Below are 24659 nucleotides of genomic sequence, written 5' to 3' on the forward strand. Positions count from 1 at the left end.
GATCCCCCAACTCCGTACGGAGGAGAGTGCTGTGCAGGTCAAAGACACGGTGGCGGTGATAACCGGCGGCACCACGGGCATGGGGCTGGCGACCGCACGGCGGCTGGTGACGGCCGGTGCGCGGGTGGTGGTCATGGGGCGCTCCGAGGCGTCCGGCAAGGCCGCCGCCGACGAGCTGGGCCCGCGGGCCGCGTTCGTCGCGGGCGACGTCAACGACGACGACGCCCTCGTCCGGCTCATGGACACGGCGGCGGAGCTGGGCGAGCTGCGCACCCTGGTCTGCTGCGCCGGCGGCATCTACACCAAGCGCATCATGGGCAGCCGCCTGATGGGCCTGGAGGAGTTCCAGTCGGTCATCCAGACCAACCTGGTCGGCACGTTCAACACCATCCGGCACGCGGTTCCGCGGATGTCCGCCCACCCGCTGGTCGAGGAGGACCGCGGCGTCATCATCACCACCTCCTCGATCGCCGCCTGGGACGGGCAGATCGGGCTCTCCGCGTACGCCGCCTCCAAGGCGGCCGTCGCGGGGATGACGCTGCCGCTGGCCCGGGAGCTGGCCGAGCACGCCATCCGCGTGGTCACCATCGCTCCCGGCCTCTTCGACACGGCGGTGCTCGACGACGTGTCGGAGCGGACCCGGGCGGCGCTGCGCACCCAACTGCCGCACCCCAAGCGGTTCGGCGAGATCGACGAGTTCGCGGCGCTCGCCGAGCACGTCATCGGGAACACGATGATCAACGGCGCGTCCCTCCGCCTGGACGCCGCCCTGCGGATGTAGGCCCTCGCCCCCGCCGCACACGGGGTGGGCCGCGGCCGGGACGGGGAGCGATCCCCGCCCCGGCCGCGGCTTTTGCCGTACGCCCGTAAAGCCCCGAAGCCCCGAAGCCGCCGTGACGTCCCGTGCCCTCCGGTCGCCGCGGGCCGACCACCGCACGCCGCACGCCGGACGCCGCACGCCGGACGCGTCGCGGGCGCCGGCGGAGATCCGCCGGCGCCCGCGGCGCCCATCGGTGTACCGGCCGCCCTCAGGTCCGCCGCGGCTCCCGCCCCGCCGCCGCCTGCGACGGCCCGCGCTCGGGTACGCGCAGGACGAGCTTGCCGCGTACGTCACCGGACTCGACCCTGCGGTGCGACTCGGCGGCCTCGCTCAGGGGCACGGTCTCGGTGCCGGGCGGGCGCAGCGCACCGCGCGCCATCAGCCGGTTGATGGTGGCGGCGGCCTCGGCCAGCTCCCCCGACGTGGCGTTGGAGATGGCGAAGCCGACGATGGAGCGGTCCACCCCGTACAGCGCCCCGGCCGGCAGCGTCGGGCGGGTGTCGTAGCCGGCGAGCAGGACCGCCCGGCCGCGCCGCGCCAGCAGGTCGACGGCGGTGTCCAGGTCGTTGAGGCCGGAGGTGTCGGCGTAGACGTCGGCGCCGGCCGGGCAGGCGGCCCGTAGCGCCTTGACCGCCTCGGGATCGCGGTAGTCGATCACCTCGTCGGCGCCCAGGGCGCGGCAGCGCTCCGCGTCCCGGGCGCCGGCCGTGGTGACGACCCGGGCGCCGGCGTGCGCGGCCATGACGACCATCGCGCTGCCCACGTTCCCGCCGCCGCCGACGACGACGACGGTCTCGCCGACGCGCAGCCGGCCGTGGGTGAAGAGCCCGAGGTACGCCGTGGCCGCCGGGTGCAGCAGCGCCACGGCGTGCACGGGGTCCACCCCGTCGGGCAGCCGGTAGAGCCGGTCGGCGGGCACGACGGCGCGCTCGGAAGCGGCGCCCTGGCGCCCGCCGTGGCCGAGGCTGTTGCACCACACCCACTCGCCGGGCACGAACCCGGTGCCGGCGGGGGTGCCTTCGGCCACCCTGCCGACCAGGTCGCGCCCGACGACGAAGGGGAGGTCCATCGGTACGGGGAAGGCCCCCGAGCGTACGAGGGCATCGACGACGTTGACGGTGGTGACGTGGACGTCGACCAGTACGTCCGCGGCTCCCGGCCGCGGTTCGGGCACCTCACCGAAGCGTATGACGTCCGGGGGGCCGCACTCTTTCAGGTAAGCAGCAAGCATGAGTCCCGATCCTGGTGCTCTGTCAGGGGTTCGTCCGCCGGGCCGGTGCGCGTCTGTCAGGTCCGGGGCAGGGCGGGCGCGGCGGCCCGGCCGAACTCCCGCGGCCCGTGCATCCACGCCACGTGGTCGTGCAGCTCCGTCGGCGACAGCCGCGACAGCGCCGCGTTGCGCTCGGCTGCGGCGTCGCCGGCCGGGTGCCACAGCCGGGTGCTGTCCCGGGCGAGGCGGGTGATCGCGGCCGTACGCTCGCGGCGCTCCTCGTTGTACTTCCGGAGCCGCTCGGCGACGGCGTCGTCGCCGCCGTCGAGCAGGTCGCCGAGGAGCACCGCGTCCTCCAGCGCCTGGCAGGCGCCCTGGGCGGCGTAGTGGAGCATCGGGTGGGCGGCGTCGCCGAGCAGCGCCACCCTGCCGTCGGTCCAGGTGTCCACCGGGTCCCGGTCGATCAGCACCCAGGACTTCCACTCCTCGCCCAGCTCCAGCAGCCGCTGCGCGACGCCGCTGAGCGACGCGAAGGCCGCCAGTACCTCGTCCCTGCGCGCAGGGATGCCGGCGAACGCCTCCGTCGCCCCGTTCTCCACGCTGGGCGCGAGGTTGAGGTAGCGCCCGCCGGCGATCGCGTAGTGCACGAAGTGGCAGCCGGGGCCCGCCCACCAGGTGACGGCGTTCCAGCGCAGCTCCTCGGGGACCCGCTCCATCGGGATGATGGTGCGGTACACGGTGATGCCCGAGACGCGCGGCGCACCGTCGCCGACGAGCTGCTGCCGGATCGCCGAGTGGATGCCGTCGGCGCCGATCACCACTTCGCCGGTGACCCGTTCGCCGGTGTCGAGCAGCACGGTGGCGCCCGCCTCGTCCTGGCGGTAGCCGGTGACGTGGGCGCGGGCGCGCAGCTCGACGGCGTCGGAGTCGCGGCAGGCGGCCAGCAGCAGCCGGTACAGCTCGCCGCGGTGGACGACGACGTACGGGTTGCCGAACCGGCTCCGGTACGCGCCCTTCAGCGGCAGGCTGGTCACGTGCTCGCCGGTGACGCCGTCCATGAACCGCAGTTCGTCGATGTGCACCGCGCCCACGCGCACCCGTTCGCCGAGTCCCAGGCGGTCGAGCGCGTGGATCCCGTTGGGTGCGAGCTGGATGCCGGCGCCCAGTTCGGCGAAGTCGTCGCTGCGCTCCAGTACGACGGCGCGGTGCCCGCGGCCCGCGACGCTGAGGGCCGTGGCCAGACCGCCGATGCCGCCGCCGACGACAACTGTCCTCGCCATGCGACGCCCCCTACTCGGGCGAGCCGGCGGCGGTCAACTGCCGCGCCAGCTCCAGTCGTTTGATCTTCTTCGTCGCGGTCTGCGGCAGGTCCGCCAGCCGGTAGTACACCGGGTCGGCCATCGCCGGCAGTTCGGCCGCGGCGCTCCGCCAGGTCTCCGGGTCCAGCGGCCGGTCGTCCTTGGTGCACACGACGGGGACGGCGGTGCCGTCGGCGCCGGGCACGATGACGACCTCGGCGAGCGCGTCGAGCTTCGCGAACAGGGTGTCCTCGGCGGCCAGGGTGCTGCCGAAGCCGGGGATCACGTCGACCTCGCGGTCGAGCAGGTGCACGCAGCCCCACTTCGTCTTGTAGCCCACGTCGCCCATCCGCCACCAGCCGTCGTCGAGCTGCTGCGCGTAGCGCTCCGGCTCGCCGAGGTAGGTCTTGATCCGCCCGTCGCTGCGGACCTCGATGAACCCGGGGTTCTCGCGCGACGGCGGCCGGCCGTCCCGGCTGACGACGCGGGCGTCGGTCATGCCGGGTACGGGGGTGCCGACGCAGCGGCCGTCGGCGTCGAGGGCCCGCCGCTTGGTGAACGCCCGGATCATCGCCGGGCCGATCTCGCTCTGCCCGTAGATCTGCCCGAACAGCGGCGCCCGCCGCTTCGAGGCGTGCAGCAGCCGGTGCACCGTGCGCGGGTGGATCGCGTCGAAGGTGCTGCTGAAGAGCTTCACGTTGGCCAGCGGCCCGCGCGGGTCGTCGGCCAGCGGCTCCCAGCTCATGTACGAGTTGGGGTGCGCCTCCAGGATGCCGGGGCGCAGCCGCGTGAACAGGTCGGCGGTCGGCTCCGGTTCGCCGTCGCGGAGCACCACCACGGGGAAGCTGTTCAGCAGGGAGATGGCCAGGGCGGTGACCAGCCGTGAGTGGACGAACGAGACGTGGATCGCGATCGTCTCGCGGCGGCGGATGAACGGCAGGATCGACATCCGCTGCGGCCGGTACCGGGCCTGCATGGTGCGGGCGGTGTGCACGGCGAGCTTGGGGACGCCGGTGGTGCCGGAGGTGTGCGTGATGAGCATCGGGTGGTCGGCGGGCATGGCGACCGCCGGCACCCGGGGGCTGCCGGCCAGGTCGGCGAGCTTCACCGCGTCCGGGTGGTGGCCCGTCGTCAGGAGCACGCTCTCGGCGAGCCCGAAGACCTCGTCGGGCAGTTCGTCGTCGAGCTTGGCCTGGTCGGTGAGCAGGTGCGGCCGGTCGGTGCGGCGGACCAGTTCGGTGGTGGTCGCGCCGTCGAGCTTCGGTGAGAGCAGCACCGGTACCGCGCCGATGCGGCTGGCCGCGCAGGCGAGCAGCATGATGTCGAAGCCGTCGGACTTGTAGACCACCACCCGCTCGCCCGGGCGGATGCCGGCGGCCCGCAGCCGGGAGGCGTGGTCCGCCACCAGGTCGGCCACCTCCGCGACGGTGGCCCGCCGCCCGAGGCCGGGTGCGATGTCCAGGTCGTGGTCGAGGATCAGCACGTTCGCCGGATAGCGCGACGCCGCGCGCTCGAAGAGCGTCCCGAGCCGGAGACCGTTGTTCCCTATGCGTTGCAGCAGCATTTCCATCCGCCCTCTCGCGCAAGGCTGCGAATACCTCGGGAACCCGGCGGCGCGGGAGCGCCGCCGAAGCCGTTCTTCAGTTCTTCTCCACGACGTCCTTGATGCGCTGGACCGTGGTCTCCATGTCGCTCTTGAGCTTCACGGCCCAGTCGGCGAAGAACTCCTTCTTCTCCGTCTCCGACATGTCCGCGATAATGCCGCGGATGCCTTCGGTGGGCTTTCCCATCCAGAAGCTGTGCACCAGGACGGCGCCGTCGCCGGCGGGCTTGATCTCGTACGACCAGACGCTCTCCTGGCGCTGCCCGGCGCGGTTGCGCATCGACCAGCCGAACCTGCGCCCCGGCACGGCGGCGACGACCTCGGACTCGGTGGCCCATTCGCCGCGGACGACGGGCGCCCAGGCCACGACGTCCTCACTGCGGTAGTTGCGGCCGCGGAAGACGGCGCCCACGGTCGCGGGCTCGCCGGTGATCCACTCGCCGCCCTGGCACTCGGGGCTCCACGCGCCGCTGCGCGGGAGGTCGCTGACGGTCGCGTACAGCACGTCCGCCGAGGCGGCGACGCGCGTCTCGGCGCGGACTTCGAAGAGGGGGCCTTCCCCCGTCGGGATATCAGTCATAACGAGCAGCTTCGCGAGATGAAGGGAACACGGTCAACGGCCGCCCGCGGGGTCCGTCAAGTCAAGGCGAAAAGCCCGCACATGCGGATTCGGTTTCACGGCCGGCGCCACCGCATATGGCGCAGGAGCAATTCCTCCTGCTCGGTCAGCGCGGCATCGGGAAGAAGCCGCTCGGGGTGTCCAGGCGGCGGCTCGGAAAGGCGCGGCACGCGCAGCGCACGGGAATGACGGGCGCGTTTGCGTACGGTCGGATCCGGCTTTGCCGCCGCGCCGTGACGCCGGCCCGGCTCCGCGGCGGCGTCCCTCATCGCGCCCGTGATGTGGAACGAGCCCAGTGCCACCAGGGCCGCCCACGTCTGCCGCAGCAGCCCGTCCACCAGGACGCGCTTGACCAGTGTGCGGAAGAACACGGCATCACCTCATCTGCCGAGCAGGTCGGTCAGCAGCCGCGAGAGGATCCGCGGGCCGTTGCGGGTCAGGACGGACTCCGCGTGGAACTGGACGGACGCGAAGCGGCGCGCGCGCAGCGCGTGCACCTCGCCGGTCCGCCCGTCGCGGCTGACCTCCACCAGCCCGGCGCGGGGCAGTTCTGCCTTGTCCTCGTGGCACCGGGCGGCGAACGTGTTGTAGAACCCGACGGTCTCCCGCTCGCCGAAGAGGTCGATCTCCCGCTGCGTCCCCTGGTTGGGCACGTCGCGGCGCACCAGGTCCAGGCCCAGCAGGGAGCTGAGGACCTGGTGGCTCAGGCAGACGGCCAGGAACGGGCGGCCCCCGTCGAGCAGGGCGTCGATGGCCGCGCGCAGGAAGGCGATCTTCGGGTGCCGGCCGTCCCGCGGGTCGCCGGGGCCGGGGCCCATGACGACGAGGTCGTGGTCGGCGAACGAGTGGTCCTCGTCGTAGCGCGTCACCCGCACCGACAGCCCGAGGGAGCGGAGTTGCTCGTCGAGCATCGAGGTGAAGGTGTCCTCGGCGTCCACGACGCCCACCTTCAGCCCGGCGAGCGCCGGCGCGAGCGGCGCGGCGCCTGCTGCGCCACGGATCGTGCCGCCGTCCGCGGCGCCGGCCGCGGCCCCGCCGGCGGCCCCGTCGGCGAGCCAGAAGCCGGCGATGGTCGTGTTCCGCCCGGCCAGGGCCTCGCGCACGCTGGGGTGGTCGGCGAGCGACGGCGGCCGGCCGCCCTCCAGCGCGGCCAGCAGGCCGCCCGCCTTGGCCTTGGTCTCCGCCACCTCCGAGAGGGGGTCGGAGTGCCGGACCAGGGTGGCGCCGACGCCGATGTCGACGCGCCCCTCGGCGTCGATGTCCGCCGTGCGGATGAGGATGGAGGAGTCCATGGTGCGGGTGCCCCGCGCGTCGCGGCCGATGAGGGCGACGACGCCGCTGTAGTAGCCGCGCCCGGCGGGCTCGTACTTCTCGATCACCCGGCAGGCGCTCTCCAGCGGGCTGCCGGTGACGGTGGGGGCGAACAGCGTCTCGTGGAGGATCTCGCGGGGGTCGCGGCCGGTGCGTCCCTCGATGAGGTACTCGGTGTGCGCGAGCCGCGCCATCTCCTTCAGGTACGGGCCCACGGCCCGCGAACCGCCGTCGCAGATGCGCGACATCATCTTCAGTTCCTCGTCGAGGACCATGTACAGCTCGTCGGTCTCCTTGCGGTCCGCGAGGAACTCCAGCACCTCCCCGAGCGCAGGGCCGGAGGGCGGGTAGCGGTACGTGCCGCTGATCGGGTTCATCACGGCGACGCCGTCTTCGAGGCTGACGTGCCGCTCGGGCGAGGCGCCGACGAACGTGCGGGTGCCGGTGTGCACGAGGTAGACCCAGTACGCGCCGGTCTCCTTGCCCACCAGGCTGCGGAAGAAGGACAGCGCGCAGCGCGTCGAGTAGTCCCGGATCCGGGCCTGGTAGGAGCGTTTGACGACGAAGTTCGCGCCCTCCCCCATGCCGATCTCGTCCGCGACGACGTCCCGCACGGTGGCGGCGTACGCCTCGTCGTCCGGCGTGAAGTGCCCGCCGGTCAGGTCGGTCGGCACGTCGGGCAGCCGGCGCAGCGCCTCGGCCAGGGGCATCGTGTCCTGGCGGGTCACGGTCATCGTCAGCAGCGGCTCGCCGTCGTCCACGCAGGCGTACCCCCGCTCGGCGATCTGCCGGTACGGCACGAGCACCAGGGCGTCGTGCCGTGCGCCGCCGGGGTAGGGGGCCGCGGGCGGCAGCGGGACGCCGGCGAGGGTGCCGGCGGCGGACATCTGCCCGACGAGGACGTCCAGTTGCTCCGGGCCGCCCGACTCGGGCCGGTACAGCAGGGCGAACGGCGGCGGCTGCGCCGCCAGTACGGGCCCGAGCGGGTCGGGGGTCACGAGACGACCTCCTTGACCGTGGTCACGACGGCGCAGCACCGCGCCGCGTACTCCAGCGCCTGCCGGTGGCGGTCGGCGCTGAAGTCGGCGACGGCGTCGGCGACGAGGAACGTCTCGATGTCGTTGCTGAACGCCTCCACCGCGGTCATCAGCACCCCGATGTGCGCGTACACGCCGCAGACGACGAGCTGGTCGCGCCCCTGCGCCCGCATCCGCGCGAGCAGGTCGGAGGCGAAGAAGGCGCTGTAGCGCCACTTGGTGAACACCCAGTCGCCGTCCGCGGGCGCCAGCCACGGCACGATCTCGCGGTGCTCCGGGGAGCTGTCCATGCCGGGGCCCCAGAACTCCTTGAGCAGCCCGCGCTGCCCCGCGCTCATGCCGCCGGGCTGGGCGGTGTACGCCACCGGGGCGCCCCGGGTGGTGAAGTGCCCGCGTAACCGGGCGGCGTTGGCGAGCAGTTCCTCCCGCGGCGAGTCCGGCAGCGCTCTGAGGAAGAAGCGCTGCATGTCGTGGATGAGCAGCACCGCGCGATCGGGCTGCACGGTCCACGAGGCGATGTTCTCGGGCAGGTCGTATGCGCTCGGCATCGCATACGGTTCCGTGGTGGGAATGCCGGCCATGGTGCTCCCGTGGTTGTCGACCGGCCCGCGGGGGGCCGTCGGTTGCTGGTGACGTGCTGTCGGCTCCCGCCCGGTGCGGGTGGCCGCGTGGAGCCCCCGGCCCCGTGTGCTGCGCGCGCCGGCGCGTCCCGGCTACACGCCGAGGGTGGCGCCGCCGTCGACGGTGAGGCTGTGCATGGTGATGTGCCCCGCACCGTCGGAGAGCAGGAACGCGACGGCGTCGGCGACGTCGGACGGCTGGGCGAGCTTGCCGAGCGGGATGCCGACCTTGTAGTCCTCCGGGTGGCCGGCGACCAGGCCGTGGCGGTCGACCTCCCCGCCGCCCATGGAGCTGAGCATCGGGGTGTCGGTCGAGCCGGGCGCCACCACGTTGCAGCGGATGCCGTACCGGGCGACCTCCAGCCCCAGGCACCGCGTGAACATCGTGGCCGCGGCCTTGGATGCGGAGTAGGCGGCCATCGCGGTACGGGCCGTGCCCGCGGCGTTCGAGGCCACGGTGACGATCGCGCCGCGGCGGCGCGGCACCATGCGGACGACGGCGGCGCGCGACATCAGAAAGACACCGGTGGTGTTCACCGAGAAGGTGGTGTACCAGTCCTGGTCGGTGAGTTCGCAGACCGCGCCGAGGCGCAGCACGCCGGCGGTGTTCACCAGGAAGTCCAGGGGGCCCAGGCGGTCCTCCACCGCGCCGACGACGTCCTCGACGTCCGCCGGGTCGGTGACGTCGGCGGGGAACGCCTCGGCGGCCATGCCGTCCGCGGCGAGCTTCTCCACCGTCTGGGACAGGCGGCGGGCGTCGAGGTCCACGGCGGCGACGCGTACGCCGCGTTCACCCAGTGCCGCGGCCACCGCGGCACCTATTCCCCCGGCCGCTCCAGTGACCAATGCGACTTTTTCCTCCATGTGCCGGTCCTCCTTCCGCGAGAGCGCGGCAAGCGTGATCCTGTGGCGCCGGGCGGTTGCTGGGCAACGCGCCCCGGCGTACTTCGTCAGGTGTTGGCGGCCGTGTTCAGGACGGCGTGGCCAGTGCCATTTCACGGTTTCCGGATATCAGCAGGGAAACGGCGTGGGCGACCGACGCAAGGGTCATGTGCCGGTGCCAGCCGCAGAATGAACGGCCGACATAGTCTTCTATGCCGACGCTTTTCGCGGTGCTCGCGTAGTCGTGGTCGACCCGCTTCAGCAGCGTGCACAGCCTCAGCAGCGGGGCGGGCTGCGCCGCCGGCAGGTCGGTGAGCCAGAGCTGCGGCGTCTCGCGCTTGCCGCGCTGTGTCAGGCCCATCAGCGTCAGGCTGCCCCCGCCGCGCGGCAGGGCCGTCCCGGTGGCGCGGTCGACCAGTCCGACGGTGACGCCGGCGAGTTGGCCCATGCGCACGCCCCCCGCCATGTGGTCCCACCAGCGCACGGGCCGGCGCGCGCCCCGGGAGGCGCGCATCAGCTCGCCCGCCGGGATCCGCGAGGACACCCGGTGCCCGGTGAGCGCGCGGTCGGCGACCATCAGCGGCACCGACTCGTCCACGCGGGCCATGACGGGGATGCCGGCCCGGCCGAGCCCGCCGACGATCGTGCCCACGTTCAGCCCGCGGGCGTCCAGCACCACGGGGCGTACCGGCAGGTCCCAGTCGTGTACGAGGCCGAGGCAGAGCCGGGTGATCTGGTCCGCGTAGCTCTCCAGGACGGCGTCGTCGGGTATCGCCGCGCGCCGTCGCCTCACGGGGTCGTCGAGCCAGCCCTGCGGCAGGTGCAGCTCCCAGTCGACGGGGGTGCTGCGCTCCCCGGAGGCGGCCCACACGCCCACGGCCTGCTGGGCGTTGAGCACCCGGCCGACCGCCGGGACGAACCGGCGGGCGACGCCGACGGAGTGCTCGCCGACCTTCTGCACGAGCGCCCTGCGCACCACCCAGGCGTCGACGGGAAAGCGCGGCAGGAGGTAGTGGGCGAGCGCCTGGCGCACCGGCCGCCACGCCCAGGTGGACTGGTTGATGAAGTGGTGCAGGCTCTGGTCCGCGGCCCGGCCGCCGATCCGGCTGGCCATGTTCCGCGCCGATTTCCGTCCCGGGGTGTGCAGCAGGCCCGTGACGTATTCGATGCCTTTGCGGCGCTGATCCGCCCGTGGTAACGAGGCGAACAGCGACCCCAGCAGATCTGCCGGGAGTTCACTCGCGTATATTGCATCGCCGATGAATTTGCTCGGGTAGGTGACATTCCCCCGCATTCGCACTGGAGACAACCCCTCTTCACCTGTCAGCCGACTCAAGGATCTCGACCACGGCGCACGCCGCTTCCATTCCGGGAACGCAGCTCAGCAGCAGCACGCGGTCCCCGGTTGTGACGTCGCCGCTTTCCCATACGTGCGCCAGGCCGCGTATCTGGTCGAGCGGCCCCGCGTGCCCGACGCGCTTGGTGAACTCCCAGGTGCTGCGCTCCTCCTCGATGCCCAGCGGGCCGAGGACCACCTCGCGCAGCCCCTGCCGGGTGAACCCGTCGTGCACGACCCGGGCGATGTCGTCCATGACGACCCCGGCGCTCTTCAGCGCCCGCTCCGCGGCCTCTTCGAGCACCGCGCCCGGTTCCGCCGGCCGGCTGCCGTCGCCGTTCCACGACTTCTTGGCGAAGTACTCCATCCGCTCCCGGAAGCCGAGCGCGCCGCGCCGCCGCGGCGCCGGCTCGGTGCCGGTGGCGAACTCGACGGCCAGCACCCGGGCGAACCCGCGCCGGCGCGAGAGCACCAGGGCGCCGCCGCCGTCGGCCAGGACGAACTGCTCGCACGCGCGCCAGCGGTGCACCGACGGTGCGCCGAAGTTGTCGGCGCAGGTGAGCAGCGCGGCCGGCTGCTCCGGCCCGGCCAGCAGGTGGCTCATGGCCAGGCGCAGTCCGGAGAAGAAGCCCACGCACCCGTTGCGGACCTCGACGGAGATCATCCGGCGCGGCTCGACGGCGTGGCGGTTGATGTAGTGCTGCGCGGACCAGCGACCCGGGCCCGGCGAGTGGATGTGGGCGTGGAAGGCGGCGCCGATGTCGGCCGCGGAGTGCCCGGACCGGCCCAGCGCCGCTCTGGCGGCTTCGACGGCGAGGTCGGGCGCCGGGGCGGAGCCGGCGACGGTGACGGCCTCCAGGCCGCCGCGCTCCCGCTCGTCCGCGTCGTACCAGCCCTGACGTACCGCCTCTGCGGTCGCCACGCTCTCGGTGGCGGCCGTTCCTATTCCAGCGATGAAGACGTCGTTCCCCTGCATGCGACCCAGCCCTCGACGAGTTTGCGGACATGCCCGGTTGACAACCGAAATGATGGGAAGTGTATGGATACGCTCGATTTGCGAACTCTATGCCGCGGCGGCGGTGTTCAGCCAGGCTCAGCCGGCGTCGGGTCGCACGCGGTGCTCCAGCTCCTCGGCCAGCACCGCCCAGGCGGCGGCGCAGCTCCGGGCGAGGTCGGCGACCACGGGCGCCCAGTGGTTGGGCAGGCTGGAGCCGACGTTGCGCATCGCCTCCGGGGCGACCGCGTGCCGCTGGAGCCAGCGGATCGCCTGGCGGCCGGAGTCGCTGAAGCGGACCGACGGGTCGTTGCTCAGCTTCTCCAGCACGGCGCCCCGGTCCACGCCGGCCGCCCGCGCCGGGACCCGCGCCCCCGGGTCCCCGTCCGCCCGGGCGGGGTCGTCCCCGCCGCAGCGCTCGGCCGTGGCCTGTGCGCCCGGTTCTCTGTACCTGGCCGGCACCGGGTCCTCGCCCCGGCCCGTCCGCTGCACCACGTCACGGACCGTGGACGGGGATAACCCCGTCGCCCGCGCGACCGAGCGAAGCCCCGCGGCCGGGTCGGCCCGCATCAGGGCGGCGGCCTCCCGGCGCTTGGCCGCGGTGTTCACGGAGTGCATCCGGCCGTCCTTGCCGAGCCGGGTGTCCAGGTGGGGAATCTCCCCAGTCGTACGGGCCCGGATGGCGCCGACGGTCTTGTGCGAGATCCCCGCCGCCGCGGCGATGGCCCGGTCGGACCACTCCGGGTGGATGCCGACGATGTGCCGGGCCGCGGCCTTCCGGTCCGCCAGCGTGAGCGGAAGGCCGTGGGTGACGTTGGCGTGCACCGCGATCAGGTATGCGGTGTCGTCGTCACAGTCGATCAGCCGGGCCTCGATCACCTCCCAGCCCTTGGACTGGGCGGCCCGGACCCGGTGGATCCCGTCGATGACCCGCATCGTGCGCCGGTGGACCGTGATCGGCGGCAACCGGTCCACCGCCTCGGCGAGTACCCGGATGTGCTCGGCGTTTTCCTCGGACTGCCGCGGCGTATTCCCGAGGATCAGCGAGTCGATGGGCATAATCACGGTCGGGTGATTTTCGAGATGCACCGCCAGGGATGCCGCACTGCCCGTTACAGGTTCGAGTTCTTCGAGTTCGGACCGCGTTTGCCTGCTGCGCACTTCCCGTAACCGACCGGCTTGTCCGACGACACTTTCGGTCATACGAACCGCTCCCCACATGGGATCTTCAGTACGCTCCTCAACTGTCCGCTCTGCCCACACTTATCGAGCCGTCCGATCGACCCGGCAAACAGTTCCTGATCAGGGTATGCGGACGGCATCCCTTGATCACAATGTGGCCTGGTTAACAGGTTCCTGTCAGCGCTTGCACCCGTTATCCGCGCCCCATCTCGCCTTCACTTGCACACCACCGACTCCCGGTTAAAGTGAGGGGAATCCAGCACTCCGGCCTCTGACTCACGGTGGGGGAACCCCGTCTCATGGACCATCAGGACACCTCTTTAGCCGAAACGTCGGTGCCCGGCGGCGCACAGAGCGCCTACCGGGCCCACCTCGACGTGTGGAGCCGCCTTGCCGCGGCCCAGCAACCGTCGTGGGAATACGCCCCGGAACTCGGCCAGGCACGCGCCGAACTCGGCGTCAAGCCCGCCCTCGTCGAGGAGCCGGACGTGCTCGCGCTGCGCGGCCTGCTGGCCCGTGTGGAGGCGGGGGACGCCCACCTCCTGCACGTGGGCGAATGCGCAGAGCTGTTCGAAATGGCCGAGCCGGTGTACGTCGGCGAGCGGCTGCGGCTCTATCAGCGCATGGCGGACCGGCTCGCCGAACGCACCGGAAAGGAAGCCGTCCTGCTCGCCCGTATGGCCGGCCAGCACGCCAAACCGCGCAGCAGCCCCACCGAAGTGCTGCCCAGCGGCGAAGAGCTGGCCATTTACCGCGGCGACGCGGTAAACCGGCGCACGCCGGAAGCCGACGCCAGAAAGCCCGATCCCTGGCGTCTGCTGGAGAGTTATCACGCCTCGGCGGAAACCCTGGAACTCATCCGCAGGGAACCGCAGGGAAATCACCGGGTATTCGTTTCCCACGAAGCGCTCCTCCGTGATTACGAGGAGCCGATGACCCGGGGCCGCGACACGCTTTACGCCACCACCGGACACCTGGTGTGGATCGGGGAACGCACTCGCCGACTGTGGAACTGGCATATCCAGTGGGCGCGTTCCCTCGCGAATCCGGTGGGTGTGAAGTTCGGCCCCTCCGCGACCCCGTACGACATATTCGACGTCGTCCGCACCCTCAATCCGGAGAGCGAGTCGGGGCGGCTCAGCGTCATTCTCCGCATGGGTGCGGAGGGCGCGGCCGACCGTATCGCCCCGGCCATCAAGGCGGTGACGGAGGCCAGTTCACCGGTGCTCTGGCAGTGCGATCCGATGCACGGCAACACGCGGAAACTCGGCGACTCCAAGTTCCGGCTGCTGCCCGATCTGCGCAGCGAGGTCACGACGTTCGTCCGCAGCCTGCGGCGGGCCGGGCACCACCCGGGCGGGCTGCACCTCGAAGTCACCCCGTACGACGTGTTCGAATGCCACGAGAGCGTCGCCACCGCCGCCGACGGCCACCCCGCGCCGCCGTGCGACCCCCGGCTCAACGCCGAGCAGGCGATGGAGATGGTGGACCACTTCGCGGCCGAGGTCGCGAGCTGACGGAGCCGACGGCGTGCGGCCGCCCGCCACAGGCCCCGGCGGGCTGCCGCACGCGCCGGGCGCGAGCTGCGCGGTCGCGCCCGGGCACGCTCCCCCGCGTACGCGCCGCGGGCCCGCGACCGCCGGTCTCCGGCGCTCGCGGGCCCGCCGCCTTCGCACGCGCTACGGGACCAGGTCCCCCAGCGGCACCGCCGGGTCGCCCAGGCGCTCCGCGTCGACCCGCGCGCCGGAGCGGACGAGGTTCTGGATGCCCTCGGTGACGTCCCACACGTTCATGTTCATCCCCGCGAGCACCCGGCCGTCCTTCAGCCAGAAGGCGATGAACTCCCGCCGCCCGACGTCCCCGCGGCACACCACCTGGTCGTACGACCCGGGCGGCGCGAACCCCGAGTACTCCAGGCCCATGTCGTACTGGTCGGAGAAGAAGTAGGGCACGCGGTCGTACGTCACGTCCTGCCCGAGCATGGCGCGGGCCGCGGCCGGGCCGCCGTTGAGGGCGTTCGCCCAGTGCTCCACCCGCAGCCGGCCGCCGCCGGCGGCGTGGGAGGCGTGGGAGGCGGCGGGGTGCACGAAGGCGGCGACGTCGCCGACGGCGTAGACGTCCGGGTCCGAGGTGCGCAGCGAGGCGTCGGTGGCGATGCCGCCGCCCTCCGCGCGCGGCACCACGTCGAGCCCGGCGGCCTCGGCGAGCGCGGTGCGCGGGGCGGCGCCGATGGCGGCCAGCACGTCGTGCGCCGGGTGCTCCTCGCCGTCGTCGGTGAGCGCGGCCAGCACCATGCCGTCCCTGCCGGTGATCGCCGTCAGCCGGGCGCCGAAGTGGAACTTCACGCCGTGCTCGCCGTGCAGGTCGGCGAAGACCTGGCCGATCTCCGGGCCGAGCACCCCGTGCAGCGGCGTGGGCTCCGGCTCGACGACGGTGACCTCCGCCCCGTACGAGCGCGCCGCCGCGGCCACCTCCAGGCCGATCCAGCCGGCGCCGGCGATGACGAGCTGGCCGTTGTCGCGGCCGAGGGCGGCGAGGACGCCGCGCAGCAGCTCGGCGTGGGCGAGGCGGCGCAGGTGGTGGACGCCGGCGAGGTCGGTGCCGGGGATGTCGAGGCGGCGCGGCTCGGCGCCGGTGGCCAGGAGCAGCTTGTCGTAGTGCACCCGCGTGCCGTCGCCGAGGGTCACGGTCTTCGCGGCGCGGTCCAGCGCGGTGACGGTCTGCCCGAGGTGCAGCTCGACCTCCGCCTCCGCGTACCAGCCGGGCGGCTGCGCGAAGACGCTGTCGCGCTCTTCCTTGCCGAGGAGGTAGCCCTTGGACAGCGGCGGTCGCTCGTACGGGTGGTCGCGCTCGTCGCCGATGAGGATGACCCGGCCGGTGAACCCTTCCGATCGCAGCGTCTCTGCTGCTTTCGCACCGGCCAGTCCTCCTCCGACGATGACGAACGTCTGATGTGCGTCGACCACTTCACGCCTCCTAGCTCCCAGGCCCCGACCATCCATTTTGCCGTGTCCTCGGCCGCGTTGCCGCACCGCGAGCCTCCCGCACACAGGCGTGGGGGCAAAAGGGGGAGGCGCGCCAGGGCTGCGCGAACGGGCCGGGCGGCGGGCGGTGCGTACGCGGTGCCCGGCGGCGCGGGCACGGCGGCGGTACCGGGGCGGGTGGTGGGAAACGGGCTGGTGGGGGCGGTGGAGGGCGGGTACGGGGGCGGGATGGCACCCGGGTACGCGGCCGGGGGCGCTCCCGGGTCCGCACCCGCCCCCGCGCCCGCCTGCGCGCCCGTGGCCGGAACTCGCCCTCCGCTCCCGGCGGCGGTCGTGGCACGGCGCCACGGCCTGTCACTCCGTACGGTGTACGGCGTGCGCCTTCGCGGGCCGCCGCCCGCCGTCCCCGTACGGCGCCCGCCCTACCCCGTCAGCCGCTCGTGCAGCCGCCGCGCCGCCGCGTCCGTCAGCGCCGCGATCTGGTCCACCACCGCCCGCAGCCGCCCCGCGTCGTCCTCCGCCGCCCCGTACAGCGCCCGGAACTGCGGGTCGAGGCCCGTCGGCGCCCCCGCCGTCAGCGCCTCGGCCAGCTCCTGAAGCACCACCCGCTGGTCCGCCCGCAGCCGCGCCTGGTCCGGCCGCTGCATCACGAACCGGTCCGCGACGGCCTTGAGCACCGCGCACTCCAGCCGCGCCGGGCGCGGCACGATCAGCTCGGCGCCGTAGCGGGACAGCGGGCCCCTGCCGTACGCGGCGCGCGTGGCGCCCTCGGCGGCGAGGCAGAAGCGGCCGATGAGCTGGCTGGTGGCGTCCTTGAGGCGGGCCTGCGCGGCGGCGGTGCCGTCGTAGCCGTGCGGCCACCACTTCTGGGCGAGCAGCCGGTCGAGCGCGTCGGCGAGTTCGTCGGCGGCCGTGCCCGGGGCGTAGCGGTCGGCGGCGACGGCGAGGACGTCGGCGCGCTCCGGCCCGGCGAGCAGCATCGCGGGGTCGAAGTGGCCGGCGTGCAGGCCGTCCTCGACGTCGTGCACGGAGTACGCCACGTCGTCGGACCAGTCCATGACCTGCGCCTCGAAGCAGGTGCGCGGCGTGGGCCCGCCGGGCGTGCCCGCGCGCAGCCACTCGAAGACCGGCACGTCGTCGGGGTAGACGCCGAACTTGACCGCGTCCGGGCCCGCCGGGTGGCCGCCGCGCTGCCAGGGGTATTTGGTGGCTGCGTCCAGGGCCGCCCGGGTGAGGTTGAGCCCGACGGGCCGGCCGCCGTCGGTGAAGCGCTTGGGCTCCAGCCGGGTGAGCAGGCGCAGCGACTGCGCGTTGCCCTCGAAGCCGCCGCAGGGCGCGGCCAGCTCGTCGAGCACCTGCTCGCCGTTGTGCCCGAACGGCGGGTGCCCCAGGTCGTGCGCGAGGCACGCGGTCTCCACGAGGTCGGGGTCGCAGCCGAGGGCGGCGCCCAGCTCGCGGCCGACCTGGGCGCACTCCAGCGAGTGCGTGAGCCGGGTGCGGGGCGTGGCGTCGGCGAACGTCAGGGCCTGGCCGACCTCGCCGCCGTCGCTGATGCCGGGCGTGACGACCTGGGTCTTGCCCGCGAGCCGGCGCAGCGCGGCGGAGTGCAGCACGCGGGCGCGGTCGCGCTGGAAGGCGGTGCGGCCGGGGCGCTTGTCGGGCTCGGGGGCCCAGCGTTCCAGGTCGGCGTCGGTGTACCCCATGGGGCGAACGGTAGTACGGGCGGGTCGCGGCGGTCCGCGGCGGTACGGGCCGGGTGCCCGCCCCGTCCGGGCCGGCCCTCCGCTTCGTGCCGCGTGCGGCCTCCGGTGCACGCCCGGTCGCGCCTCCCGTACCGGCCGGGCCGTGCCTCCGGTTCACCGCGCGCCGGGCCTCCGGTTCGTACCCTGCGCCGCTTCCCGCGCTACGCCCCCACCCGACGCGCTCTCGCGACGCCTCCGCTACGCCGCCACCTCCGCGACCCGCGTCGCGTACGCCGCGACCGCCACCTCCTCGTCGTCCAGGCACCGCCCGGTCGCCAGGTCGAAGCGCTGCTTCAGCAGCGGCGAGGCCACGAACGGCCGCCCGCCCGCGGACCCCAGCAGACCCCGCGACAGCACGTACGCGCCGGTGAACGGGTCGCGGTTGCCGATCGCGTAGGTGTCGCCGGTACGGCCGAGGAAGACCGCGGCCTGGGTGCCGTCCGGCAGCAGCGCCGCCACCCCGCGGCCGTGGGTGAGCAGGCCGAGGTCGCACACCGGGTACCAGCCGGCCGCGGTGCGGATCTCGACGCGCTGCACGGTCCGGGCCGGTGCGTAGGCCGTCGTCGTCATGCGGATGCTCCTTCCAGCGTCCCGCGCACCGGGATGGCGGGTCCTGACAGCAGGGTGAGGTCGGGCTTGACCTGGTCGCGCTCGGGGACGAACCGCACGGTGGGGTCCGGCACGCCCGGCGCGTTGACGAACGAGACGAAGCGGGCCAGCCGCTCGGGGTCGGCCAGGGTGGCGGCCCACTCGTCGCGGTAGTGCGCGACGTGCGCGGCCATCAGCTCCTCCAGCTCGGCCGCGATGCCGAGCGAGTCGTCGACGACGACGTCCCGCAGGTGGCCGAGGCCGCCCTCCAGCCGCTCCAGCCACACCGAGGTGCGCTCCAGCCGGTCGGCGGTGCGGATGTAGAACATCAGGAACCGGTCGATGAGCCTTATCAGCTCCTCGTCGGTCAGGTCCTGGGCGAGCAGGTCGGCGTGGCGCGGGGTGGCGCCGCCGTTGCCGCAGACGTAGAGGTTCCAGCCGCCGGCGGTGGCGATGACGCCGAAGTCCTTGCTCTGCGCCTCGGCGCACTCCCGCGAGCAGCCGGAGACGGCGGCCTTCAGCTTGTGCGGCGAGCGCAGCCCGCGGTAGCGCAGCTCCAGGTCGATGGCCATGCGGACGCTGTCCTGGACGCCGTAGCGGCACCAGGTCGACCCGACGCAGGACTTCACGGTGCGCAGCGCCTTGCCGTAGGCGTGCCCGGACTCGAACCCGGCGTCGACCAGGCGGGCCCAGATGACCGGGAGCTGGTCGACGCGGGCGCCGAAGAGGTCGATGCGCTGGCCGCCGGTGATCTTCGTGTAGAGCCCGAAGTCGCGCGCCACCTCGCCGAGCACGATGAGCTTCTCGGGGGTGATCTCGCCGCCGGGCACGCGCGGGACGACGGAGTACGAGCCGTTGCGCTGGAGGTTGGCGAGGAAGTGGTCGTTGGTGTCCTGGAGGGCGCCCTGTTCGCCGTCGAGGACGTAGCCGTCGGCGCCGATGGCGGGCGCGAGGGAGGCGAAGATCGAGGCGACGGCCGGCTTGCAGACCTCGCAGCCGTCGCCGCTGCGGGCCTCCTCGCGGCCGTGCTCGTCCAGGAGGCGGACGTAGGAGCTGATGCGCTTGACGCGGACGATCTCGTACAGCTCGGTCCTGGTGTGGGCGAAGCAGCGGCACAGGCCCTTGTCGACGGCGACGCCGCGCGCCTCCAGCTCGTCGTTGACCAGCGCGGTGAGGACCTTCTCGCACGAGCCGCAGCCGGAGCCGGCGCGGGTGCACTTCTCCACCTCGCGCACGGTGGTGCAGTCGTGGTCGGTGACGGCACCGCGGATGGCGGCCTTGGTGACGTTGTGGCAGTTGCAGACGACGGCGTCGTCGGGGAGCGCGGAGGGCCCGAGCGCGGCGGGGGCGCCGGCGCCCGGGGGCAGCACCAACTGCTCGGGCGGGACGGGCGGGACGCTGCCGGTGAGCGGGCGGAGCATGCCGTACGCGTCGGTGTCGCCGACGAGGACGCCGCCGAGGAGGGTGCCGTCGCGGTCGACGACGAGCTTCTTGTACAGCCCGGCGCGGGAGTCGGAGTAGACGACGTCGAGGCAGCCGTCGGCGGCGCCGAGGGCGTCGCCGAAGGAGGCGACGCCGACGCCGAGGAGCTTGAGCTTGGTGGAGGTGTCGGCGCCGGTGAAGGTCTTGCCGGGGGCCGCGGCGGCGTCTGCCCTGTCCGCGGTGCCGCCGGCCGCGGGCGCGGCGGCCGGCCGGTCGGCCGCGATCGCGGCGGCGGCGGTCTCCGCCATCTCGTAGCCGGGGGCCACCAGCCCGTAGACCCGGCCGTCGGCGGCCTGCGCGCACTCGCCGATGGCGAAGACCGCGGGGTCGGAGGTGCGGCACCGCTCGTCCACGGTGACGCCGCCGCGCTCGCCGACGTCCAGGCCGGCCTCGCGGGCGAGACCGTCCCGGGGGCGGACTCCGGCGGAGAAGACGACGAGGTCCGCATCGACGGCCGAGCCGTCCGACAGCTCCATCGCCGTCACCGCGCCCGCGGCGTCGGTGCGGATCTCCTTCCCGCCGACGCCGGTGTGCACGTCGAGCCCCAGGTCGCCGATGGTGCGGCGGAGCGCCGCGCCGCCGCCCTCGTCGACCTGGACGGGCATGAGCCGGGGCGCGAACTCCACGATGTGCGTGCGCAGCCCCAGCCCCCGCAGCGCGCCCGCCGCCTCCAGCCCGAGCAGCCCGCCGCCGACGACGACGCCGGTGCTCGCCCCCTGCGCGTACGCCTCGATGGCCAGGACGTCCTCGACCGTGCGGTAGACGAAGCAGCCGCGGGCGTCCTTGCCGGGGACCGGCGGGACGAAGGGGTACGAGCCGGTGGCGAGCACCAGCACGTCGTAGCGGACGGTGCGGCCGGCGGCGGAGGTGACGGTGCGCGCCTCGCGGTCGACGGCGACGGCGGGGTCGCCGACGTGCAGCTCGACGCCGTGCTCGGCCATGAAGCCGGCCGGGGTGACGGAGAGCCCGTCGGGGGTGGTGCCGGAGAAGTAGGAGGTGAGGTGCATGCGGTCGTAGGCGGGGCGGGGCTCTTCGCAGAACACGACGATGCGGGCGGTGTCGGTGACGCGGTGCTCGGCGAGCGCTTCGAGGAAGCGCTGGCCGACCATGCCGTGCCCGACGAGCACGATCGTGCGGGGGGCCTGCGGCGGCTGCGGGGTCGGCGGCGTGCGGGTGGTCGTCGACATCGTCAGGAGCCTCCGAAGTGGTCGGTGAGCAGGTGGTGCAGGGGGGCGCCGGCGGGCAGCGGCTCGTCGCCCTCCCAGGCGCGGGCCAGGCTGCCGACCGCGCCGAGGTCGCCGAGGAGGATGCCGCCGACGAGGCGGTCGGCCCGGACGACGACCTTGCGGTAGACGCGGCGGGTGGCGTCGGCGAGGTGCACGACGTCGTCGCCGGGCGCGGGCTCGGTCTCGCCGAAGGCGGCGAGGTCGAGAGGGCGGTCGGCGGCGGCCAGGGTCAGGCGCGTCAGCGCGCGGGTGCCGGCGTAGCGGGGCGCCGGGCCGTCCTGGGAGCGGGGGGCGGTGAGGACACGGGCCAGCAGGTCGGCCTGTTCGAGTGCGGGGGTGGCCAGCCCGTAGACGATGCCGGCGTGCTGGGCGCAGTCGCCGATGGCGTGCACGGCGGGGTCGGCGGTGCGCAGTTCGTCGTCCACGACGATGCCCTCGGCGACGTCGAGCCCGGCGGCCCGGGCGAGCCCGACCCGGGGCCGCACGCCGCAGGCGAGGACGACGGCCCGGGCGTCGAGCACGTACCCGTCGGCGAGTTCGACGCCGGTGACGGTGCGGGTGGCGGCGCGGGCGGCGGGGTCCGGGGCGGAGCGCACGCCCCGTACCCGGCACTCCGTGTGCACCTCCACCCCCAGGTCCTCCAGGTGCGCCCGCAGCAGCCGGGCCGCGGCCGGGTCGAGGTGCCGCTCCATCAGCCGCTCCCCCTGCTGCGCCAGCACCACCCGCGCACCGCGGCGCGCCAGCGCCCGCGCCGCCGACACCCCGAGCAGCCCGCCGCCCACCACGACCGCCGGCGCACCGGGCGTCGCCGCCCGGGCCAGCGCGAGGCAGTCGTCCATCGTCCGGAAGGCGTGCACCCCGTCCGGCAGCGCGACGCCGGCACCGTCGGCGTGGTCGCCGTCGGCGTCGAACAGCCCGCGCAGCGGCGGCAGCACCGGCCAGGAGCCGGTGGCCAGGACCAGCACGTCGTACGGCAACTCCTGCCCGTCGTCGCACCACACCCGGCGCGCGGCGCGGTCGAGGCGCACCGCGCGCACGCCGCGCAGCGTGCGGACGGCGGGGGCCGCCGGCAGGCCGGGGAGGCCGATGACGCCCGGGGCGTAGTGCCCGGCGAGGACTTCGGCGAGCAGCACCCTGTTGTACGCGGCGTGCGGCTCCTCGCCGACGAGGGTGACCCGCGCCCCGGCGGTGGCAAGCTGCCGGGCGAGCCGGGTGCCGGCCATGCCGCCGCCGACGATCACGACGCGGCGCCCCTCGGCGGGGGCCGGTGCGGCTGCGGGTACGGGCACGGGCGGGGTCATGCGTCCACCCTGCGGCGGTGCCGTTACCCCGCCGCATCCCTCCGGTTTCCGCCGCGCAACGCTGCCCTCAGCGCGGCCGGGGACGGGCTGTGAGCACCCGGGGGCGCCGCGCGGCCACCACGCCCGAACCCGCCACGCGCTGAACGCCCCGCGCGCAACCGCACGCACACAGCCCCGCCACCGCGCACGGAACGCCGTGCCGGAACCGCCACGCACACAGCCACGCAACCGCCACGCAGACAGCCACCCGCGCCGCCCCCGCCGCGCACCGGACCGCCACGCGCCGAAGCACCGCGCCCGGAACCGCCGCGCCCGGAACCGCCACGCAGAAACCCGCCAGGCACGAACCCGCCCGCCGCCGCGCAGGCCCCCGGGCCGGCCCCGCCGCCTACCGGGCCGCGGCGACCGCCTCCGACACGCCCGGCTCCCGCGGTCCCAGGAAGCGCGGGTCCGGCGTGAACGCCGCGTCGTACGCCGCCTTCACCGCGCCGGGGATCTCCCGCAGCCCGCCGTAGTACCAGGCCCCGCGCCGCGGCTCGTCCACCCCGACCCCGTACGCGTCGATGCCCGCCGCCCGGCACAGCGCCAGCGCCCGGCGGATGTGGAAGCCCTGGCTGACGAGCAGCGCGCGGTCGACGCCGAAGACGCGGTGGGCGCGGGCGCAGGAGTCCCAGGTGTCGAAGCCGGCGTGGTCGCGGACGACGGCCTCGGCGGGGACGCCGCGTTCGACGAGGTAGCGCCGCATGGCGGTGGGCTCGTTGTAGTCGCGGGTGCTGTTGTCGCCGCTGACGAGGATGGCCTCGACCTTGCCGAGTTCGTACAGCTCGGCGGCGGTGTCGAGCCGGTGCGCGAGGTACGGGGACGGCTCCTCGCCCCACAGGCCGGCGCCGAAGACGAGGGCTACGGGCGCGTGCGGCGCCCGCTCGGCGGCCACGACGCGGTCGCCGGCGGCGACGAACAGCCACGCCGAGGGCAGCAGGGCGAGGGCGCAGGCCAGCACCGCGGCCCGCAGCGCCCGCCGCCGCCCGCCCCGCGTCCGCGGCCACCCCGGCCGCCACACCGGCCCCCGCCCGCGCCCCGACCCGCGCCCCGGCAGCCGTTCCCGCACTCCCGACAGCCCCGCCCGTACCCGCGCCGCGAGCCGTATCGCCCGGTCCCCCCACAGAATCCCCACGAAGAACTCCCCTCCCACCCCTAAGAACGACGCCGGCCCGACCCCCGGTTCCACCCCGCCGACCGGACCGCCCCCGGCCCCGGGTTACGCTCGCCGACGATGCCCGACATACCCCTGTTGACCCTGGTCATGCTGTGTGCCGCCGCCGCGGCGGCGGGCTGGATCGACGCCGTGGTCGGCGGGGGCGGGCTCCTGCTGCTGCCCGCGCTGCTGCTGGGTTATCCGCACCTCCAGCCCGCGTATCTGCTCGGCACGAACAAGGCCGTGGCCATCGTCGGCACCTCCGCGGCGGCGGTGACGTACGCCCGCAGATCCCCGGTCGACGTACGGCTGGCGGTGCGTATCGGGGCGGCGGCGCTCGCCGGTTCCGCGCTGGGCGCGTTCTTCGCCGCCGGGGTGAGCAGCGAGGTGCTGCGGCCGGTGATCATGGGGGTGCTGCTCGCGGTCCTCGCGTTCGTCGTGCTGCGCCCGTCGTTCGGCACGGACGCACCCGCGACCGGCCCGGTGACGGCGCGCCGGGTGGCCGCCGCGGTGCTGCTGGCGGGGCTGGGCATCGGCTTCTACGACGGGCTGATAGGCCCCGGTACGGGCACGTTCCTGGTGCTCGCGCTGACCGCCGTGCTCCGGATGAACCTCGTGCAGGCGTCCGCCACCGCCAAGATCGTGAACGTCTGCACCAACTTCGGGGCGCTGGTGATGTTCTCGATCCAGGGCACGGTGCTGTGGTCGCTGGCCGCGGTGCTGGCGGTGTTCAACCTCGGCGGCGGCTGGCTCGGCGCGCACATGGCGCTGAAGAAGGGCAGCGGCTTCGTCCGCGGGGTGCTGGTCGTCACGGTCGTCGGCCTGGTGACCAAGCTCGCCTACGATCAGTGGGCATGACGGACTTCCTGACGGTACTGACGACGACGGACGCCCGCGAGAAGGCCGAGGCGCTGGCCCGCGGGGCGGTGGAGGCGCGGCTGGCGGCGTGCGCCCAGGTGAGCGCGCCGGTCACGTCGGTCTACCGGTGGGAGGGCGCGGTCGAGGAGTCGACGGAGTGGCAGGTGCTGCTCAAGACGACGACCGCGCGGTACGCGGAGCTGGAGGCGCACCTCCGCGCGGCCCACGACTACGACGAGCCGGAGATCATCGCCACCCCGGTGACCCACGGCAGCGCGGGCTACCTGGCGTGGGTGCAGGGCGAGACCACGGCCTGACCCCGGGCACGGCCCGTATCTCCCGTACGCCCCGGCCGTACGCCCGGCCCGTAC

Annotated in this window: 21 protein-coding genes; 4 read left to right on the forward strand and 17 right to left on the reverse strand. The window is 74.1% G+C overall.

Annotated elements, in window-relative coordinates:
* The first annotated feature begins 31 nt into the window (after nucleotides 1–31).
* Nucleotides 32–781, forward strand: coding sequence for an SDR family NAD(P)-dependent oxidoreductase (locus QBL21_RS26840; protein WP_407564804.1), 750 nt, complete (start codon nucleotides 32–34; stop codon nucleotides 779–781).
* A 247-nt stretch (nucleotides 782–1028) separates the two neighbouring features.
* Here QBL21_RS26840 and QBL21_RS26845 read toward each other — a convergent pair whose 3' ends face one another.
* The 11 genes from QBL21_RS26845 to QBL21_RS26895 all read right to left on the reverse strand — a co-directional run bounded on the left by QBL21_RS26845 (nucleotide 1029) and on the right by QBL21_RS26895 (nucleotide 12789).
* The gene (locus tag QBL21_RS26845; protein WP_407564805.1) at nucleotides 1029–2051 is read right to left on the reverse strand and encodes an NADPH:quinone reductase; all 1023 of its coding nucleotides are present in this window, start codon (nucleotides 2049–2051) and stop codon (nucleotides 1029–1031) included.
* Nucleotides 2052–2107: 56 nt separating this feature from the next.
* Complete coding sequence (locus tag QBL21_RS26850; protein WP_407564806.1) at nucleotides 2108–3310, reverse strand: FAD-dependent monooxygenase; 1203 nt, start codon at nucleotides 3308–3310, stop codon at nucleotides 2108–2110.
* A 10-nt stretch (nucleotides 3311–3320) separates the two neighbouring features.
* The gene (locus QBL21_RS26855) at nucleotides 3321–4892 is read right to left on the reverse strand and encodes an AMP-binding protein (protein ID WP_407564807.1); all 1572 of its coding nucleotides are present in this window, start codon (nucleotides 4890–4892) and stop codon (nucleotides 3321–3323) included.
* Nucleotides 4893–4968: 76 nt separating this feature from the next.
* Nucleotides 4969–5511: an SRPBCC family protein gene (locus QBL21_RS26860; RefSeq protein ID WP_407564808.1), complete on the reverse strand. Its 543-nt coding sequence runs from the start codon at nucleotides 5509–5511 to the stop codon at nucleotides 4969–4971.
* A 95-nt stretch (nucleotides 5512–5606) separates the two neighbouring features.
* Entirely contained in the window at nucleotides 5607–5921 is a 315-nt protein-coding gene (locus QBL21_RS26865; RefSeq protein WP_407564809.1) for a DUF6059 family protein, read from the reverse strand.
* 9 nt (nucleotides 5922–5930) lie between these two features.
* Nucleotides 5931–7859: an anthranilate synthase family protein gene (locus QBL21_RS26870; protein ID WP_407564810.1), complete on the reverse strand. Its 1929-nt coding sequence runs from the start codon at nucleotides 7857–7859 to the stop codon at nucleotides 5931–5933.
* A complete protein-coding gene (locus tag QBL21_RS26875) occupies nucleotides 7856–8479 on the reverse strand; it encodes an isochorismatase family protein (RefSeq protein WP_407564811.1) in 624 nt (207 codons plus the stop codon). The genes QBL21_RS26870 and QBL21_RS26875 overlap by 4 nt, the downstream gene beginning before the upstream one ends.
* 132 nt (nucleotides 8480–8611) lie before the next feature.
* A complete protein-coding gene (locus tag QBL21_RS26880; protein WP_407564812.1) occupies nucleotides 8612–9382 on the reverse strand; it encodes a 2,3-dihydro-2,3-dihydroxybenzoate dehydrogenase in 771 nt (256 codons plus the stop codon).
* 106 nt (nucleotides 9383–9488) lie between these two features.
* Nucleotides 9489–10694 carry an IS701 family transposase gene (locus tag QBL21_RS26885; RefSeq protein ID WP_407564813.1) on the reverse strand — a complete coding sequence of 402 codons (1206 nt, stop codon included), beginning with the start codon at nucleotides 10692–10694 and terminating at the stop codon, nucleotides 9489–9491.
* A 22-nt stretch (nucleotides 10695–10716) separates the two neighbouring features.
* Nucleotides 10717–11712, reverse strand: a complete 996-nt coding sequence (locus tag QBL21_RS26890; RefSeq protein WP_407564814.1) for a ketoacyl-ACP synthase III family protein — start codon at nucleotides 11710–11712, stop codon at nucleotides 10717–10719.
* 117 nt (nucleotides 11713–11829) lie between these two features.
* Nucleotides 11830–12789, reverse strand: a complete 960-nt coding sequence (locus QBL21_RS26895) for a ParB N-terminal domain-containing protein (protein ID WP_407566569.1) — start codon at nucleotides 12787–12789, stop codon at nucleotides 11830–11832.
* A gap of 422 nt (nucleotides 12790–13211) precedes the next feature.
* Between QBL21_RS26895 and QBL21_RS26900 the strand changes: the two genes are divergently transcribed.
* Nucleotides 13212–14429, forward strand: a complete 1218-nt coding sequence (locus QBL21_RS26900; RefSeq protein ID WP_407564815.1) for a 3-deoxy-7-phosphoheptulonate synthase — start codon at nucleotides 13212–13214, stop codon at nucleotides 14427–14429.
* A gap of 162 nt (nucleotides 14430–14591) precedes the next feature.
* On the opposite strand, the gene QBL21_RS26905 is transcribed toward QBL21_RS26900, so the two are convergent.
* The 6 genes from QBL21_RS26905 to QBL21_RS26930 all read right to left on the reverse strand — a co-directional run bounded on the left by QBL21_RS26905 (nucleotide 14592) and on the right by QBL21_RS26930 (nucleotide 23409).
* Nucleotides 14592–15878 carry an NAD(P)/FAD-dependent oxidoreductase gene (locus tag QBL21_RS26905; RefSeq protein ID WP_407564816.1) on the reverse strand — a complete coding sequence of 429 codons (1287 nt, stop codon included), beginning with the start codon at nucleotides 15876–15878 and terminating at the stop codon, nucleotides 14592–14594.
* A gap of 440 nt (nucleotides 15879–16318) precedes the next feature.
* Entirely contained in the window at nucleotides 16319–17599 is a 1281-nt protein-coding gene (locus tag QBL21_RS26910) for a deoxyguanosinetriphosphate triphosphohydrolase (RefSeq protein ID WP_407564817.1), read from the reverse strand.
* A gap of 237 nt (nucleotides 17600–17836) precedes the next feature.
* On the reverse strand, nucleotides 17837–18208 hold the full coding sequence (nirD, locus tag QBL21_RS26915; protein ID WP_407564818.1) for a nitrite reductase small subunit NirD: 372 nt from the start codon (nucleotides 18206–18208) through the stop codon (nucleotides 17837–17839).
* Nucleotides 18205–20895: a nitrite reductase large subunit NirB gene (gene nirB / locus QBL21_RS26920; RefSeq protein WP_407564819.1), complete on the reverse strand. Its 2691-nt coding sequence runs from the start codon at nucleotides 20893–20895 to the stop codon at nucleotides 18205–18207. Before nirB ends, nirD begins: the two co-directional genes overlap by 4 nt.
* Before the next feature lie 2 nt (nucleotides 20896–20897).
* A complete protein-coding gene (locus tag QBL21_RS26925; protein WP_407564820.1) occupies nucleotides 20898–22235 on the reverse strand; it encodes an NAD(P)/FAD-dependent oxidoreductase in 1338 nt (445 codons plus the stop codon).
* 388 nt (nucleotides 22236–22623) lie between these two features.
* Nucleotides 22624–23409, reverse strand: a complete 786-nt coding sequence (locus QBL21_RS26930; protein ID WP_407564821.1) for a vancomycin high temperature exclusion protein — start codon at nucleotides 23407–23409, stop codon at nucleotides 22624–22626.
* Nucleotides 23410–23508: 99 nt separating this feature from the next.
* On the opposite strand from QBL21_RS26930, the gene QBL21_RS26935 reads away from it, so the two are divergent.
* Together QBL21_RS26935 and cutA are read left to right on the forward strand one after the other, a co-directional pair.
* On the forward strand, nucleotides 23509–24288 hold the full coding sequence (locus QBL21_RS26935; protein WP_407564822.1) for a sulfite exporter TauE/SafE family protein: 780 nt from the start codon (nucleotides 23509–23511) through the stop codon (nucleotides 24286–24288).
* A complete protein-coding gene (gene cutA / locus QBL21_RS26940; protein ID WP_407564823.1) occupies nucleotides 24285–24605 on the forward strand; it encodes a divalent-cation tolerance protein CutA in 321 nt (106 codons plus the stop codon). The genes QBL21_RS26935 and cutA overlap by 4 nt, the downstream gene beginning before the upstream one ends.
* Nucleotides 24606–24659 lie beyond the last annotated feature (54 nt).

This window comes from Streptomyces sp. 184, assembly GCF_045781775.1.
Classification (GTDB): domain Bacteria; phylum Actinomycetota; class Actinomycetes; order Streptomycetales; family Streptomycetaceae; genus Streptomyces.

Bases quoted from the DNA above. Each gene is read 5' to 3' on its own strand.
- QBL21_RS26860 (WP_407564808.1), bottom strand. From the start codon at position 5,511: ATGACTGATATCCCGACGGGGGAAGGCCCCCTCTTCGAAGTCCGCGCC.
- QBL21_RS26855 (WP_407564807.1), bottom strand. From the start codon at position 4,892: ATGCTGCTGCAACGCATAGGGAACAACGGTCTCCGGCTCGGGACGCTC.
- QBL21_RS26890 (WP_407564814.1), bottom strand. From the start codon at position 11,712: ATGCAGGGGAACGACGTCTTCATCGCTGGAATAGGAACGGCCGCCACC.
- QBL21_RS26925 (WP_407564820.1), bottom strand. From the start codon at position 22,235: ATGACCCCGCCCGTGCCCGTACCCGCAGCCGCACCGGCCCCCGCCGAG.
- QBL21_RS26895 (WP_407566569.1), bottom strand. From the start codon at position 12,789: ATGCCCATCGACTCGCTGATCCTCGGGAATACGCCGCGGCAGTCCGAG.
- cutA (WP_407564823.1), top strand. From the start codon at position 24,285: ATGACGGACTTCCTGACGGTACTGACGACGACGGACGCCCGCGAGAAG.
- QBL21_RS26910 (WP_407564817.1), bottom strand. From the start codon at position 17,599: ATGGGGTACACCGACGCCGACCTGGAACGCTGGGCCCCCGAGCCCGAC.
- QBL21_RS26900 (WP_407564815.1), top strand. From the start codon at position 13,212: ATGGACCATCAGGACACCTCTTTAGCCGAAACGTCGGTGCCCGGCGGC.
- nirD (WP_407564818.1), bottom strand. From the start codon at position 18,208: ATGACGACGACGGCCTACGCACCGGCCCGGACCGTGCAGCGCGTCGAG.
- QBL21_RS26845 (WP_407564805.1), bottom strand. From the start codon at position 2,051: ATGCTTGCTGCTTACCTGAAAGAGTGCGGCCCCCCGGACGTCATACGC.
- QBL21_RS26885 (WP_407564813.1), bottom strand. From the start codon at position 10,694: ATGCGGGGGAATGTCACCTACCCGAGCAAATTCATCGGCGATGCAATA.
- QBL21_RS26875 (WP_407564811.1), bottom strand. From the start codon at position 8,479: ATGGCCGGCATTCCCACCACGGAACCGTATGCGATGCCGAGCGCATAC.
- QBL21_RS26935 (WP_407564822.1), top strand. From the start codon at position 23,509: ATGCCCGACATACCCCTGTTGACCCTGGTCATGCTGTGTGCCGCCGCC.
- QBL21_RS26880 (WP_407564812.1), bottom strand. From the start codon at position 9,382: ATGGAGGAAAAAGTCGCATTGGTCACTGGAGCGGCCGGGGGAATAGGT.
- QBL21_RS26850 (WP_407564806.1), bottom strand. From the start codon at position 3,310: ATGGCGAGGACAGTTGTCGTCGGCGGCGGCATCGGCGGTCTGGCCACG.
- nirB (WP_407564819.1), bottom strand. From the start codon at position 20,895: ATGTCGACGACCACCCGCACGCCGCCGACCCCGCAGCCGCCGCAGGCC.